Annotated in this window: 14 protein-coding genes; 1 reads left to right on the forward strand and 13 read right to left on the reverse strand. The window is 64.5% G+C overall.

The genetic code is table 11. The features are described from left to right. Positions 1-911, reverse strand: a 911-nt coding sequence (locus EOL86_07150) for a dihydropyrimidine dehydrogenase (GenBank protein NCD25352.1), incomplete at its 3' end; no start/stop codon positions are given. Further along, entirely contained in the window at positions 895-1740 is an 846-nt protein-coding gene (locus tag EOL86_07155; GenBank protein ID NCD25353.1) for a sulfide/dihydroorotate dehydrogenase-like FAD/NAD-binding protein, read from the reverse strand. The genes EOL86_07155 and EOL86_07150, both read right to left, overlap by 17 nt. A 137-nt stretch (positions 1741-1877) precedes the next feature. Between EOL86_07155 and EOL86_07160 the strand changes: the two genes are divergently transcribed. Continuing rightward, the gene (locus EOL86_07160; GenBank protein ID NCD25354.1) at positions 1878-2240 is read left to right on the forward strand and encodes a hypothetical protein; all 363 of its coding nucleotides are present in this window, start codon (positions 1878-1880) and stop codon (positions 2238-2240) included. A gap of 106 nt (positions 2241-2346) precedes the next feature. On the opposite strand, the gene alaS is transcribed toward EOL86_07160, so the two are convergent. The 11 genes from alaS to EOL86_07215 all read right to left on the reverse strand — a co-directional run bounded on the left by alaS (position 2347) and on the right by EOL86_07215 (position 13648). Then, positions 2347-4986, reverse strand: a complete 2640-nt coding sequence (gene alaS, locus EOL86_07165) for an alanine--tRNA ligase (GenBank protein NCD25355.1) — start codon at positions 4984-4986, stop codon at positions 2347-2349. A 36-nt stretch (positions 4987-5022) separates the two neighbouring features. Beyond that, positions 5023-6090 carry a recombinase RecA gene (recA, locus tag EOL86_07170; protein NCD25356.1) on the reverse strand — a complete coding sequence of 356 codons (1068 nt, stop codon included), beginning with the start codon at positions 6088-6090 and terminating at the stop codon, positions 5023-5025. Between the two features lie 228 nt (positions 6091-6318). After that, a complete protein-coding gene (locus EOL86_07175; protein ID NCD25357.1) occupies positions 6319-6681 on the reverse strand; it encodes a hypothetical protein in 363 nt (120 codons plus the stop codon). 45 nt (positions 6682-6726) lie between these two features. After that, positions 6727-7500 (reverse strand): GTP cyclohydrolase I FolE2, encoded by a 774-nt coding sequence (locus tag EOL86_07180; GenBank protein NCD25358.1) that lies wholly within the window; start codon positions 7498-7500, stop codon positions 6727-6729. Beyond that, positions 7500-7919, reverse strand: coding sequence for a nickel-responsive transcriptional regulator NikR (nikR, locus tag EOL86_07185; GenBank protein ID NCD25359.1), 420 nt, complete (start codon positions 7917-7919; stop codon positions 7500-7502). The genes EOL86_07180 and nikR overlap by 1 nt, the downstream gene beginning before the upstream one ends. A 16-nt stretch (positions 7920-7935) precedes the next feature. Beyond that, entirely contained in the window at positions 7936-8595 is a 660-nt protein-coding gene (locus tag EOL86_07190) for a methyltransferase domain-containing protein (GenBank protein NCD25360.1), read from the reverse strand. Then, a complete protein-coding gene (locus EOL86_07195; GenBank protein NCD25361.1) occupies positions 8585-10087 on the reverse strand; it encodes an ABC transporter ATP-binding protein in 1503 nt (500 codons plus the stop codon). Before EOL86_07195 ends, EOL86_07190 begins: the two co-directional genes overlap by 11 nt. Positions 10088-10101: 14 nt before the next feature. Next, entirely contained in the window at positions 10102-10587 is a 486-nt protein-coding gene (locus EOL86_07200) for a xanthine phosphoribosyltransferase (GenBank protein NCD25362.1), read from the reverse strand. An 8-nt stretch (positions 10588-10595) separates the two neighbouring features. Then, the gene (locus EOL86_07205) at positions 10596-11516 is read right to left on the reverse strand and encodes an ABC transporter permease (protein ID NCD25363.1); all 921 of its coding nucleotides are present in this window, start codon (positions 11514-11516) and stop codon (positions 10596-10598) included. Beyond that, positions 11513-12577, reverse strand: coding sequence for an ABC transporter permease (locus tag EOL86_07210; GenBank protein NCD25364.1), 1065 nt, complete (start codon positions 12575-12577; stop codon positions 11513-11515). The genes EOL86_07205 and EOL86_07210 overlap by 4 nt, the downstream gene beginning before the upstream one ends. A gap of 21 nt (positions 12578-12598) precedes the next feature. Beyond that, positions 12599-13648: a BMP family ABC transporter substrate-binding protein gene (locus tag EOL86_07215; GenBank protein ID NCD25365.1), complete on the reverse strand. Its 1050-nt coding sequence runs from the start codon at positions 13646-13648 to the stop codon at positions 12599-12601. Positions 13649-13762 lie beyond the last annotated feature (114 nt).

Here is a 13762-nt window from a genome sequence, read left to right on the forward strand (position 1 = left end):
GCCGCGTCCATGGCCACGTTGCCACCACCCAGAACGATCACCTGGCGGCCGGCGGCCACGGGCGTGTCCACCTCCGGGAATTTGTAGCCACGCATGAGGTTGACCCGGGTCAGGTATTCATTGGCGCTGTACACGCCAAGCAGGCTCTCGCCGGGGATGTTCAGGAACTTGGGCAGACCAGCGCCGACGCCGATGAACACGGCCTGAAAGCCCTGGTCGAAAAAATCCTGGACCGAAACGGTCTTGCCCACGACCCAGTTGGTCTTGAAGACCACGCCCATGCGCTTGAGCATCTCCACCTCGGTGTGCACGATGGACTTGGGCAGACGGAACTCCGGAATGCCGTAGGTCAGCACGCCGCCGACCTCGTGCAGGGCCTCGAACACGGTCACGGACACGCCCAGGGCGGCCAGATAGCCGGCGGCGGTCAGGCTGCTCGGTCCGGAGCCGACACAGGCCACCCTGAGATCCTCGCGGAGCAGGCGGCAATCGTCGCCGCCGGTGATGGCGTCACACGGGTTGGCGGCGTAATAGGAATCGGCCACGAAGCGTTCCAGGCGGCCAATGGCGATGGGCTGCCCCGTGCCGAGGAGCTTGCATTTGGACTCGCATTGTTTTTCCTGCGGGCAGACCCGGCCGCAGACCGCGGGCAGACTGTTGGTGGCCTTGATGGTTTTGTAGGCGTCGTCCAACCGGCCCTCGGCCACCTGGCGGATGAAGGTTTTACAGTCCACCTCCACCGGGCATCCGGATTGGCAGGTCGGAATTTTACATTGCAGACAGCGCCCGGCTTCGACCTGGGCCTGCTCCAGGGTGTATCCCAGAGCCACTTCGTTAAAATTGCCACGCCGGACAGCGGGGTCCTGCATGGGCATGGAAACACGGGGTTGGATTTTATTTTTTTTGGCCATGGCACTCACAGTAACACTTGTAGGACTGTTGTTCCTGAGGGACGAACGATTTGAGACGCAGCATCAGTTCGTCGAAATCCACCTTGTGCGCGTCGAATTCCGGACCATCGACACAGGCGAATCGGATGGCGTTGTCCACCCGCACCCTGCAGGCGCCGCACATGCCGATGCCATCGACCATGATCGAATTCAGACTGACCACGGTCTTGACGCCAAAAGGCCGGGTGACCTCGGCCACGGCCCGCATCATGGGCACGGGGCCCACCGCGACCACTTCCTTGACCTCCGGGTCGGATTCCAGCCGGTCCTTGAGCACCTGGGTCACGAACCCCTTGAAGCCCTTGCTGCCGTCGTCCGTGGCCACCAGGACTTCATGGCTGAATTTTTTCAGCTCGTCCTCGAACAGCAACAGGTCGGCCGAGCGCGCCCCGATGATCGAAACCACCCGGTTGCCGGCCTGGGCATGGCCCTTGGCGATGTGGTGCATGGCCGCGATGCCGGTGCCGCCGCCGACACAGATGACCGTGCCGACCTTGTGGATGTCCGTGGCCTTGCCCAGGGGGCCGCATACGTCCAGGATATCCTGACCCTCGGTCAGACAGTCGAGCATGGCCGTGCTTTTGCCCATGACCAGATAGACGATGGTGATGGTTCCAGCCGCCGGATCGGTGTCGGCGATGGTCAGGGGAAAGCGTTCGCCGTCCTCGCACACGCGCAGGATGACGAAGTTGCCCGGCTTGGCCTTGGCCGCGATGGCTGGCTCTTCCAGGGTCAGCTCCGTGACCCGTCCGGGAATAAGAACGCGTTTTTTCAGAATTTTGCTCACCAGTCCCTCCATGCCCATATTCGAGCGGCTGCATTGATTCATGCGGGGAGCGTGGCCCCGTTTCCTAGCGGATGCTTGTCAAGTGGACAAGGCATGCGTTATGGAAAACCATCCTTTTTTCAAAATAACCCCGGCCAATCATGACCAGTGCTTCCCTGCCCAGCGCCTATACGAGCCAGTCCCTTGGGGCCGGCCCGACCTGGGACGCGACCACGATGATGGACGCCAAGGTGTCCACGCGCACCGTGGCCGTGCAACTGGGCCGGCTGGGGTTGTCCTATAGTGCCCGCGAGGTGACGTTCACTCCCCGGCAAGGCCTGGACGAGAGCCCGTCCTTTGACCAGGAATTGGAGTTGAACCGCCTCACCCATCATGTCGGTCCATTTCGTCCCGCTGGCGCGTCCATCCACAACGCGACCGTTCAGCGTCTGGGGCTTTCCGCCTATGCCCACCAGGCCAGCTTGGCCCGTCCGGTGGCGTCCATGCTCAGCGTCGTGATCTGATTTCATTTTTCAATAAAAAGACTATCGATTGTCAAAACCGCAGATTTCTCCCGCCGGGTCGGGGGGAGAGGCGAATGTAAAAAAGGCCGCGTGAGCGGCCCTTTTTTTATTTCTCCAAAAACGCTTCCAGCCTGACCAGGGCGCGGTCGATGCCCGCCGGTTCGGAGCCTCCGGCCTGGGCCAGATCGGGCCGGCCGCCGCCGCCACCCTTGATTTCGCCCGAAACCTCCTTGATCAGGGCCGGAGCCGTGAACCGGCCGTGCAGGTCCTTGCTGACAGCCAGGACCAGCATGGCCTTGCCATCGATTTCGGCGGCCAGGGCGATGATGCCGCTGGCGATCTTGGAGCGCAGATCGTCCATGAGATTGCGCAGCGCGTTCATGTCCGGGGCCTCGACCCGCTTGGCCAGAACCGTCATGCCGCCGATGGCCTTGGCCTCGCAGGCGAGACTCTTGCCGCTTTCGCACATGACCTTGGCCTGCAGCGCCGCCAGGTCCTTGGCCAGGGTCTTGGCCTGGTCCTGCAGGGCCGCGATTTTTTTGACCACCTCGTTGGGCGCGGCCTTGAGCGTCGCGGCCGCGCCGCGCACTTCCTCGCGCAGTTCCTGCCAATGGCGCAGGGCGTGCCAACCCGTCAGGGCCTCGATACGGCGCACTCCGGCCGCGATACCGGCTTCGGACAGGATACAGAAGCTTCCGGCCTGGCCCGTGGATTTGAGGTGCGTGCCGCCGCACAGTTCCACCGATTCCCCGGCCATCTCGACCACGCGGACGTCGGCCGCGTATTTTTCGCCAAAAAGCGCCATGGCCCGCTTCTCGCTCACGGCCCGGTCATAGGCCATGATTTCCGTGGTGATGGGCGCGTCGGCCAGAATGGTCCGGTTGACCTCGTCCTCGACCCGCTGCAGCTCCTCGGCCGAGAGCGCGGCGATATGGGTGAAGTCAAAGCGCAGGCGGGACGGACCAACCAGGGAGCCGGACTGCTTGACATGCGGCCCGAGCACCTTGCGCAGGGCCGCGTGCAGCAGATGGGTGCAGGAATGGTTGCGGGCCGAAGCCACGCGCTCGCCTTCCTCCACGATGAGCTCCACTTCCTGGTCGGCCAGGAGTTCGCCCTGCATGACCTCGATCTTGTGCACGATAAGAGTGGCGGCCGGCTTCAGGGTATCGACCACGCTGGCCGCGCCCGTGGGCGCCTGGATCCGGCCGGTGTCGCCCATCTGGCCGCCGGATTCGCCGTAAAACGGAGTCTTCCGCGTGACCAGAAATCCCGTGCCCGATGTCAGGCGTTCCGTGGGTTCGCCCTCGGCGTCGAGCAGGGCGACAACGCGGCTGGTGGCGGACAGGCAGTCATAGCCGATGAACTCCGATTCCAAGCCGCCGCCCAGAAGGGCCGCGAACTGCCCGGCCAGACCCTTGTCGCCGGAGCCGGCCCAGGCTTCCTTGGATTTTTTCTTCTGCACGGCCATGTGTTCGCGAAAGCCCGGCTCGTCCACGCCAAAGCCCTGTTTTTCGGCGATGTCGTTGACGATATCGAGCGGAAATCCATAGGTGTCGTAGAGCTTGAACGCGGTTTCGCCGGAAATGGTCCGGGTGCCGGCGGCCGCAAGCGCCGCCATCTCGTCCTCCAGGATGCGCAGGCCCTTGTCCAGGGTCTCGCCGAAACGCTCCTCTTCCTGGCGCACGACGCGGATCATGAAATCCCTGGCCTCGACCAGTTCCGGGAAGGTGGCGCCCATCTCGGCCACGACCTGGGCCGTGGTCTCGCACAAAAACGGCTCGTCAAAGCCCAGCAGCTTGCCGAAGCGGTAGGCGCGACGGATCAGGCGACGCAGGACATAGCCCCGACCTTCATTGGACGGCAGCATGCCGTCGGCCAGCAAAAAGGCGATGGCCCGGCTGTGGTCGGCGATAACGCGCAGGGCCGTGTCCGAATCCTCGCCGTCGTGGTAGGCCACGCCGGCCTTCTTGGCCATGGTCTGGATCAAGCCCTGGAAGAGGTCTGTGTCGAAATTGGAGCGCTTGCCCTGGCAGATGGCCGTGATCCGCTCCAGGCCCATGCCGGTGTCGATGCTCGGCTTGGGCAGGGGCGTCATGGTTCCATCCTCGGCGCGGTTGAACTGCATGAAGACCAGATTCCAGATTTCCAGAAACCGGTCACAGTCGCACTGGCCGATGCCACAGTTCGGGCCGCAGGCCATGTCCGCGCCCTGGTCGACATAGATTTCCGAGCACGGTCCGCAGGGGCCGGTGTCACCCATGGCCCAGAAATTGTCCTTTTCGCCCAGACGGAAGATGCGCTCCGCCGGCACGCCGGCCACCTTTTGCCACAACTCGCCGGCCTCGTCGTCCTCGCGGAAGATGGAGACATAGAGCCGGTCCTTGTCCAGGCCCAGTTCCTTGGTCACGAAATTCCAGGCAAAGCGGATGGCGTCTTCCTTGAAGTAGTCGCCAAAGGAAAAATTGCCGAGCATCTCGAAAAAGGTGTGGTGCCGGGCCGTGCGGCCGACATTTTCCAGATCGTTGTGCTTGCCGCCGACGCGCAGGCATTTCTGCGACGTGGTGGCGCGGGAGTATTCCCGCCGTTCCTGGCCCTGGAAGATCTTCTTGAACTGAACCATGCCCGCGTTGGTGAACAAAAGGGTCGGGTCGTCCTGGGGAATCAGGGAGGAGCTGGGCTGGACGCTGTGTCCATGAGCCTTGAAATATTCCAAAAATCGGGTGCGAATTTCGCCAGCGCTGATCACGTGTACCTCGTTGTCGTGTCGGCCAGGATGGCCGGTCTAGTCTTCCGTCGGAGCCGGAACCGGAGTCGGAGCCGGGAGTTCCTCGGGAACGCTCATGCCCAGCTGTTCGAGCAGGGCGCGTTCGATCTGGGTGCGCAGATCGTCATTTTCCTGCAAAAAGGCGCGGACGTTTTCCTTGCCCTGGCCCAGGCGTTCGGAGCCAAAGGCGTACCAGGCCCCGCTTTTGTCCACGATGCCGTGTTCAACGCCCAGATCCAGCAGCTCGCCCTCGCGGGAAATGCCCGTGCCATACAAAATATCGAATTCCGCCTCGCGGAAGGGCGGCGCGACCTTGTTCTTGGCCACCTTTATCCGGACCCGGTTGCCATAGGATTCTTCCTTGTCCTTGAGGGTGGCGATGCGGCGCACGTCCAGGCGGACCGAGGCATAGAACTTGAGGGCATTGCCGCCGGTGGTCGTTTCCGGGCTGCCGTAGCCGGTCATGCCGATCTTCATGCGCAGCTGGTTGATGAAGATGAGGGCCGTGCGCGATTTGTGGATGGTGCCGGTCAGCTTGCGCATGGCGTGGGACATGAGGCGGGCCTGTCCGCCGACCTGGGTCTCGCCCATGTTGCCGTCCAATTCGGCCTGGGGGATGAGGGCGGCCACGGAGTCAACCACGACCACGTCCACGGCCCCGGAACGCACCAGCATGTCCGCGATTTCCAGGGCCTGTTCACCGTAATCGGGCTGGGACACGAGCAGATCCTCGGTCTTGACGCCCAGCCGGCGGGCGTAATTGGTGTCCAGGGCGTGTTCGGCGTCGATGAAGGCCGCCGTGCCGCCGCGCTTTTGGGCTTCGGCGATGATATGCAGGGCCTGGGTGGTCTTGCCCGAGGATTCCGGACCGTAGATCTCCGTGATGCGTCCGCGTGGGATGCCGCCCACGCCCAGGGCCAGGTCCAGGGAAATGGAGCCCGTGGGAATGACCGGGATGACCTGGTGGGATGTATCGGACAGGCGCATGACCGAACCCTGACCGAAACGCCGTTCAATGGTGGCCAGGGCGGTTTCCAACGCCTCGCGGCGGGCGTCTTCCGGGGAAGCGGTTTTGGGACGGGCCATGGGGGTGCTCCATGTGTTGGGGTTCGGAAAAAACGGGAAAGCAAGCGCTCGTAGCAAATAAGCATTGGGAGGGCAATGGCCCCGCGACCGGCCCGCTCCCGCGTCGCTACCTGGAAAATCCAATGGGGGCTCCCCGGCATGGCCATGAACCCCGTCGCGGTCGGAACCAACGAAAAAAGCCAGCCCCGACAATCAGGACCGGCTTTGTCGCGCGCGTGCCCAGCGGGCTTAAACCATGGTGTCGATGAAGGCTCCAGTCATTTCGGCGTCACCGCGGATGGCCGCGACATTGGCGGCAAAGGCGTGCTCGTTTTCGATCATCTGGACCATTTCCGTGGCCAGATCCGTGGCGGATGGCTCCACGGGCGCGTCTGTCTGGGCGTCTTCCGGCATGGCGTTTTCCGTGGCCGCCAGCTGGCCGTCCGAGGATATTTCGACAATGTCCTGGACGTGCACGCCCTGGCCGCCAGGCCCTGTTTCCAGATCCACCCGGCTGGGCTGGAATCCGTCCGTGTTCATGTTGGCCACATTGTTGGCCGTGACCTGCTGGGACACACCGATGGCCTGCAAGGCCTGGAGATTTTCGATCATGAGGCACCTCCCATGACTTTCCTTGTAGACGCGGCCAGGATGACGTCAAGTCTCCATGTGGTCGATGCGGGCATAGGCGCTGTGGTTGTGGATGGATTCGAAGGACTCCACCTCGACCCGGAAACCGCCGACCTTGGGATGGGCCGCCAGCCGAAAGGCCACGTTGCGGACCACGTCCTCGACAAAGGTCGGCGCGGCGAAGGCCGCCTCGGTCACGAATTTTTCATCCTCGCGCTTCAAGAGGGCATAGACCGGCGACGAGCCGGATTCCTGGGCCATGGCGACGAGGTCCTCCAGCCAGAGCATGCCGTTGCACACGGCCTCGATCCGGATCATGGCCCGCTGGCTGTGCGCGCCTTCGTCGGAAATGGCCTTGGAGCAGGGGCAGACGGTCATCACCGGCACCTCCACGCCAAGGACCAGCGTGACCGCGCCGTCAAGCAGCTCGCCGCGCAGGAAACAGGCATAATCCATCAGGGCAGGGCTGCCCGTGACCGGGGCGCGTTGTTCCATGAAATAGGTGTACTGGAAGCACAGGTGCGAGCTCTGGGCCTGGAGGCGGTCGCGCAGGTCCAGAAGCAGATTGGCGCAACTGGTCATGTCCAGGGCCGTGTCCATGTTGCGCAGGGCTTCCAGGAAACGGCTCATGTGCGTGCCCTTGAACCGGGCCGGCAGATCCACGCTCAAGTCGACCCGGGCCACGGTGTGCTGCCGTCCGTTGGCCCGATCGCGCACCACCAGGGGAATGGACAGATTCTTGACCCCGACGCGGTCGATGCGCAGGGCGACATCGGCCGGTCCGCTTTGCACGTCGCGCATCAGGTCAGGTCCTGCCCGGTGGTGGCCAGGTTGAGCTTGCCGTGCTTGACGCCCTTGGTCGAGATGAGCCGTTCGGCCGTGGCCTTGAGCTCCTGGCCCGGTCCGCGCAGGATGAGCACTTCCATGCAGTTGTGATGGTCGAGGTGGATGTGCAGGGAGGTGATGATGACGTCCAGGCTGGAATGCTGGATTTCGGTCATCTTTTGCGCCAGATCCGACTGATGATGGTCGTAGACCAGGGTCAGGGTGCCGACCATTTCCCGATTCAGATCATCCCATTCTTTTTGGACCAGGATGTTGCGGATCAGGTCGCGGATGGCCTCGGACCGGGTCTGGTAGCATTTTTCCTCGCACAGGGCGTCGAATTTTTCGAGCAGATCGGAATCCAGCGAGACTCCGAAGCGTATTGTCTGACCCATGTATCCTCCTTGGTGGTCACTGTCCGCGTAATTCCCAGACATTGACCGTCATGCGCGCCCCCTCGAACGGAACCACCACCTGTTCCAGGTTGCGGACCGTCCAGCCCCGCCGGGCAAAGCGGGCCCAGACATCACGGGACACGGTTCGTTCCGGGTCCCCGAACCAGATTTTTCCGCCCGGAGCCAGACAGCGCAGGAGCAGGGCCTCCAGGGGTTCGAAGAAGCGCTGTTCATAAAAAATGTCGCCACCCCAGATATAGTCGAAAGCGCGGGGCGCAAGGCCTGGATGCTCCCAATTCATGCGGACCCACAAGGGCTGGGGAACATGGTTGAGGCGGGCGTTGCGGGCCGCGTGGACCAGGGCGCCGTGTTCATGGTCCATGCCGACGACCAGGGCCCCCAGATCCGCCGCGACCAGGGCCGAAAGCCCCAGGCCGCAGCCCAGGTCCAGACAGCGCGCGCCGGGCAGCAGTTCGGCCCGGCGGCCCAGCCAGGTGCACAGGGCCAGGGTCGCGGGCCAGAGCTCGACCCAGTACGGGATGTGGTCCTCGGCCTTGGGGGCGGTTTCGTCCAGGCCCCGCCACAGGGATTCCAGATCGGCCGGGCGCTCCAGGAGCCAGTCCCGGTCGTTGGCCCGGACATGCAGGCGCTGGGGCGCGGGATGTTCAGTCGTCATCGGCGGTCATTCCGGCCATCATCTGGCCAATGCGTTCGACCCGGGCCTGATCGGTCACGGGAAACGTGTCCATGACGCGGCCCTCGAACATGACCGCGACGCGGTCGGCCAGGGCCAGGGCCTCGGACAGGTCGCCCGTGACCAGCAAGATCCCGGCCTCCTCGCGCGCGGCCAGGAGCGTGGTCCAGACGTCCTCGATGGCCGAGACGTCCAGGCCCTGGGTGGGCTGTTCGGCCACGATCAGGCGCGGCCGGCGGTGAAACTCCCTGGCCAGGACCATCTTCTGCAGGTTGCCGCCCGAAAGCTGGCGGGCCAGGCAGGACACGTCGGGCGGCGAGACCTTGAACTGTTCGGCCAGGGCCTGGGCCACGCCGCGTGCCTCGTCGCGTTTGAGCCAGACGGACGAGGCATAGCCCTGGCGGGTGGTCAGCAGGAAATTATCGACCAGATCCATGTTCCGGCAGGTGGCCAGGCCCTGGCGGTCCTCGGGAATGTAGCTCAGGCCTCCCTGCCAGGGCGGGGCGGCGAAAAAGTCCGGCCACGGCTTGCCAAGAATGGCGACCTCGCCCCGGTCCGGTGTCCGCAGTCCGCAGACGGTTTCGACCAGATCCTTTTGACCGTTACCGGCCACGCCGACAATGGCCAGGATTTCGCCCTGGCGCACGGCCAGGGACACCTCGCGCATCGCGCCGGCGGACACCGCGTCCAGGCGGAGCACGTGCTGGCGCGGCTCGACGGGCTGGCGGCGGATATCGAGGAGCACCTCGCGGCCGACCATGCGTCGGGCCAGATCGGCCTGGGAGCGGACCTCGGCCGCCGGCATTTCGTCCACGATCCGGCCCTTGCGCAGAATGGCGATATCGTCGGCCAGGGCCATGACCTCGCCCAGCTTGTGCGAAATATAGACGATGGCCTTGCCCTGACCCGCCAGGTGTCGCAGGGCCGTGAAGAGCTGTTCGCCTTCCTGGGGCGTGAGCACGGCCGTGGGTTCGTCGAAAATGAGAATGCGGCTTTGGCGCTGCAAGAGCTTCAGGATTTCGACCCGCTGTTTTTCGCCCATGGACAGATCGGCCACGCGCGCGGCCGGGTCGATATCCAGCCCATGGGACGCGGCCAATTCCCGAACCCGTCCGCGCATGCGCGCCGGCGAGAGCATGAATCCCGGTTCCTGGCCCAGAAAGACGTTTTCGGCCACGGTCATGGCCTCGACCAGCATGAAGTGCTGATAGACCATGCCGATGCCGGCCCGGATGGCGTCCTTGGTGGAATGCAGGCTTCTGGCCTGCCCGTCGATGCGGATCTCGCCGGCGTCGGGATGATAATGCCCGGCCAGGATGGACATGAGGGTGCTTTTGCCCGCGCCGTTTTCACCCAAAAGGGCCTTGATCCGGCCAGCGTGGATGTCCAGGCAAATGTCGCTGTTGGCCCGGACCGCGCCAAAGACCTTGGTGATGCCGCGCAGGCTGACCACGGGCGTGGTCGGGGCGTCCATCGGGGCGCGCACCCTCAGCCCTGCCGCATCCCGGCGATGGGCTGCACGAACTGGGATTCGGCGTCCCAGGGAAAGAGAATCCAGGTGTCCTGACTGACCTCGGTGATGAAGGTGTCCACCAGGGGGCGGCCGGCGGGCTTGGCGTAGACCGTGGCGAAGTGCGCCTTGGGCAGGAGGTCGCGGATGACCTTGGCCGTGCGTCCGGTATCGACCAGATCGTCGACGATGAGCCAGCCCTGGCCGTCGCCCTCGATGCCCTTCAGGAGCTTGACCTCGCCCTTCTGGTTTTTCCAGTCATAGCTGGACACGCAGATGGTATCCACGAGGCGGATGTCCAGTTCGCGGGCGATGATGGCCGCCGGGACCAGCCCGCCACGGGTCACGGCGATGATGCCGTTGAAAAAATCCTTGTCCAACAGCCGCCAGGACAGGGCCTTGGCGTCGCGGTGGAGTTGGTCCCAGGAAATGGGGTAGGTGCGTTGGTATCTGTTTTCGGTCATGGGTGATCCTATTCCGAGGGTTCGAGGGTGACGCCCAGGGCGGCCGGGGCGGCCAGGCGCCGGCTGCGCCAGGACGAGAAGGCCAGGGCCGCGATGGTCAGAACATAGGGCAGCATGAGCAAAATGGACGAGGGCAGGGCCGTGCCCATGGCCTGGAGGCGCAGTTGGAAGGCCATGACCCCGCCGAACAAATAGGCGCCGATCATGGCCCGGCTCGGCCGCCAGAAGGCGAAGATGACCAGGGCCACGGCGATCCAGCCCCGGCCGGCGCTCAGTCCGTTGGTCCAGAGGTGGGTGTAGGCCAGACTCAGGTAGCCGCCGCCACAGCCCACCAGGACCCCGCCGCCCAGGAGCGCGGCCCAGCGGCAGGCGGCCACGTTCAGGCCGGCTGCCCGGCTCGCGGCCGGACTTTCGCCCACGGCCCGCACGGCCAGTCCCCAGCGCGTGGACCGGAAAAACCACCACAGGGCCACGGGCAGCAGGTAGGACAGGTAGACCAGGGCGTCCTGTTGGAAAAAGATCGGGCCGAGAAGGGGAATGTCCCCCAGGCCGGGCAGGGCGAGTTTGTCGAAACCCGGCGCCGCGCGGCCGATGTACGGGGTGCCGAAGAATCCGGCCAGGCCGGCTCCGAAAATGGTTAGGGCCAGACCGGACACGGTCTGGTTGCCCAGGAACCACAAGCAGACCACGCCATGCACGGCGGCCAGGGCTCCTCCGGCCAGACCGGCGGCGGCAAAGGCCAGGATCGGCGAGCCGGTGTGCAGGGCGACCAGGAATCCGGCCAGGGCGCCGACCAGCATCATGCCTTCCACGCCCAGATTGAGCACGCCGCCTTTTTCGGTCAGGATTTCGCCCAAGGTGGCGTAGAGCACCGGCGTGCCGGCCTGGACCGTGGCCGCCAGCAGGGACAGCAGGATTTCAAACGTCATGCCTGCCTCCGGAATTGCAGTCGGTAGCGGGAAAAGAAGCCCGCGGCGAGCACGGCCAGCAGGACGCAGCCTTCCAGGATGCCGCCAAAGGCCGCCGGCACCTGTAAATCGAGCTGCAGGGTTTCCATGCCGACCCGCAATCCGGCCAGCAGGAACGAGGCCACGGCGATGCGCAGCGGGCTGAGATCGGCCAGCCAGGCCACGACAATGGCCGTGTACCCGTAGCCGGCCATGATGCTCGGCTGCAGGCGGCCCAGGGTGGCCGAGGCTTCCAAAAATCCGGCCCAGCCGGCCAGGGCGCCACTGACGGCCATGACCATCACGACCAGCCCGTTGTAGGGCAGGCGGGCGTACCGGGCGACGCGGGCGTTTTCGCCGCAGGCGCGCAGTTCGTAGCCCAGGCGGGTGGAGCGCAGAAAGACCGTGATGATCGCGCCGATGGCCAGACACAGGCCAAGGCCCCAGTTCAGGCGCGTGTCACCAATACGGCCGACCACGGCGGCCGGGGAAAATTCGCGGGTCATGGGAAAGCCGAAGCTGCCCGGATCTTTCCAGACGCCGTAGACCAGGAAATCCAGGAGCAGGATGCCGACGTAGTTGAGCATCAGGGTGACGATGATTTCGTTGGCCCGCAGCTTGAGACGCAGGGCGGCCGCGATGCCGCCCCAGAGCGCTCCGGCCAGGGACGCGCAGACCAGCATGCACGGCAGCAAGACGTACCAGGGCCAGTCGGGAAAGGTCAGGGCGGCCCAGGTCGCGCCAATGGCGCCCAGGGCGAACTGGCCCTCGGCCCCGATGTTCCAGATCTGCAGGCGGAAGGTCAGGCCCACGCCCACGGAACACAGAAAAATGGGCGCGGCCTTGATCAGGCAGTCCTCCAGGGCAAAGCCGGAACCAAAGGCGCTCTGCAAAAGCAGCCACAAGCCGGCCAGGGCCGGTTTGCCCTGCACGGCCAAAAGCAGGCCGCCCACGGCCAGGGCCAGGAGAACGGCGGTCACAAAAACAAGACAGGAGCCCCAACCCAGGGGCTCCTGTCGTCTGACGGCGCGGAATGCGGGCATGAATGGTCCTTGGGGCACGGCCTATTCCAGGGTGCCGACAACGCCCTGCACGAACCAGTTGAAACCGAGCAGGTCCGCGTCGGCCATGGTCACGCCGGCCGGAACCTTTTCGGCGCCGGACTGATCCTTGATGGGGCCGGTGAAGACCTTGCATGCCCCGGACGCGATGTCGGCCTTCTTGGCCAGGACGGTCTTTTGAACCGCCTCGGGCACGGCGGCGGCGAAGGGCGCGATATCGACAACGCCCTGGTCCAGGCCGGGCCAGTAGAACTGGCTTTTCCAGGTGCCGTTTTTGATCTGCTGGATCATGTCCGTATAGAACGGGCCCCAGTTCCAGACGGCCGAAGTCAGGTGGGACTTGGGAGCAAAGGCGGTCATGTCGGTGTTGTAGCCGATGGAATAGACGCCGCGTTCCTGGGCCGCTTCCTGGGGTCCGGGAGAATCCTGATGCTGGGCAATGACGTCGCAGCCCACGTCCAGCAGGGATTTGGCGGCTTCCTTTTCCGTGGCCGGATCATACCAGGTTTTGGTCCAGACGACGCGGACCTGGACATCCGGGTTCACGGCCTGGGCGCCCAGGGTGAAGGCGTTGATGCCCCGGATGACCTCGGGGATGGGGAAGGCGGCGACATAGCCCAGAACCTTGGATTTGGTCATGGACCCGGCGACCATGCCGGTCAGGTAGCGGGCCTGATAGATGCGCCCGAAGTAATTGGCCATGTTCTCGGCGTTTTTGTAGCCGGAGCAGTGCAGGAATTTGACCTTGGGGAAATCCCTGGCCACCTTGAGCATGGGGTCCATGTAGCCGTAGCTGGTGGCGAAAATGACGTCATAGCCCTTGCGCGCCATGTTCAGGATGACCCGCTCGGAATCCTGGCCCTCGGCCACGGACTCGACAAAAGAGGTGGTCACGCCGTCCATGGCCTCCACGGCCAGACGGCCCTGGTCATGGGCATGGGAATAGCCGGCGTCGCCCACGGGCGAGACATAGACAAACCCGACCTTCATGTCCTCGGCAAAACAGGTCGATCCCAAGGCCAGCAGGGCCACCAGGATCGCGGAACAAAACATGCGCATCATCCATCTCCTCCGTAAGGTGCGTTCGCGGAGAGACAGGGCGGCTGGCACCCTGGCCCGGTATCCGCTGGGGCATATCCAAACGGCCCTTCGCTGGCAACAGCGGGG

This window comes from Deltaproteobacteria bacterium, assembly GCA_009930495.1.
In the GTDB taxonomy this organism is placed as follows: Bacteria; Desulfobacterota; Desulfovibrionia; order Desulfovibrionales; family Desulfomicrobiaceae; genus Desulfomicrobium.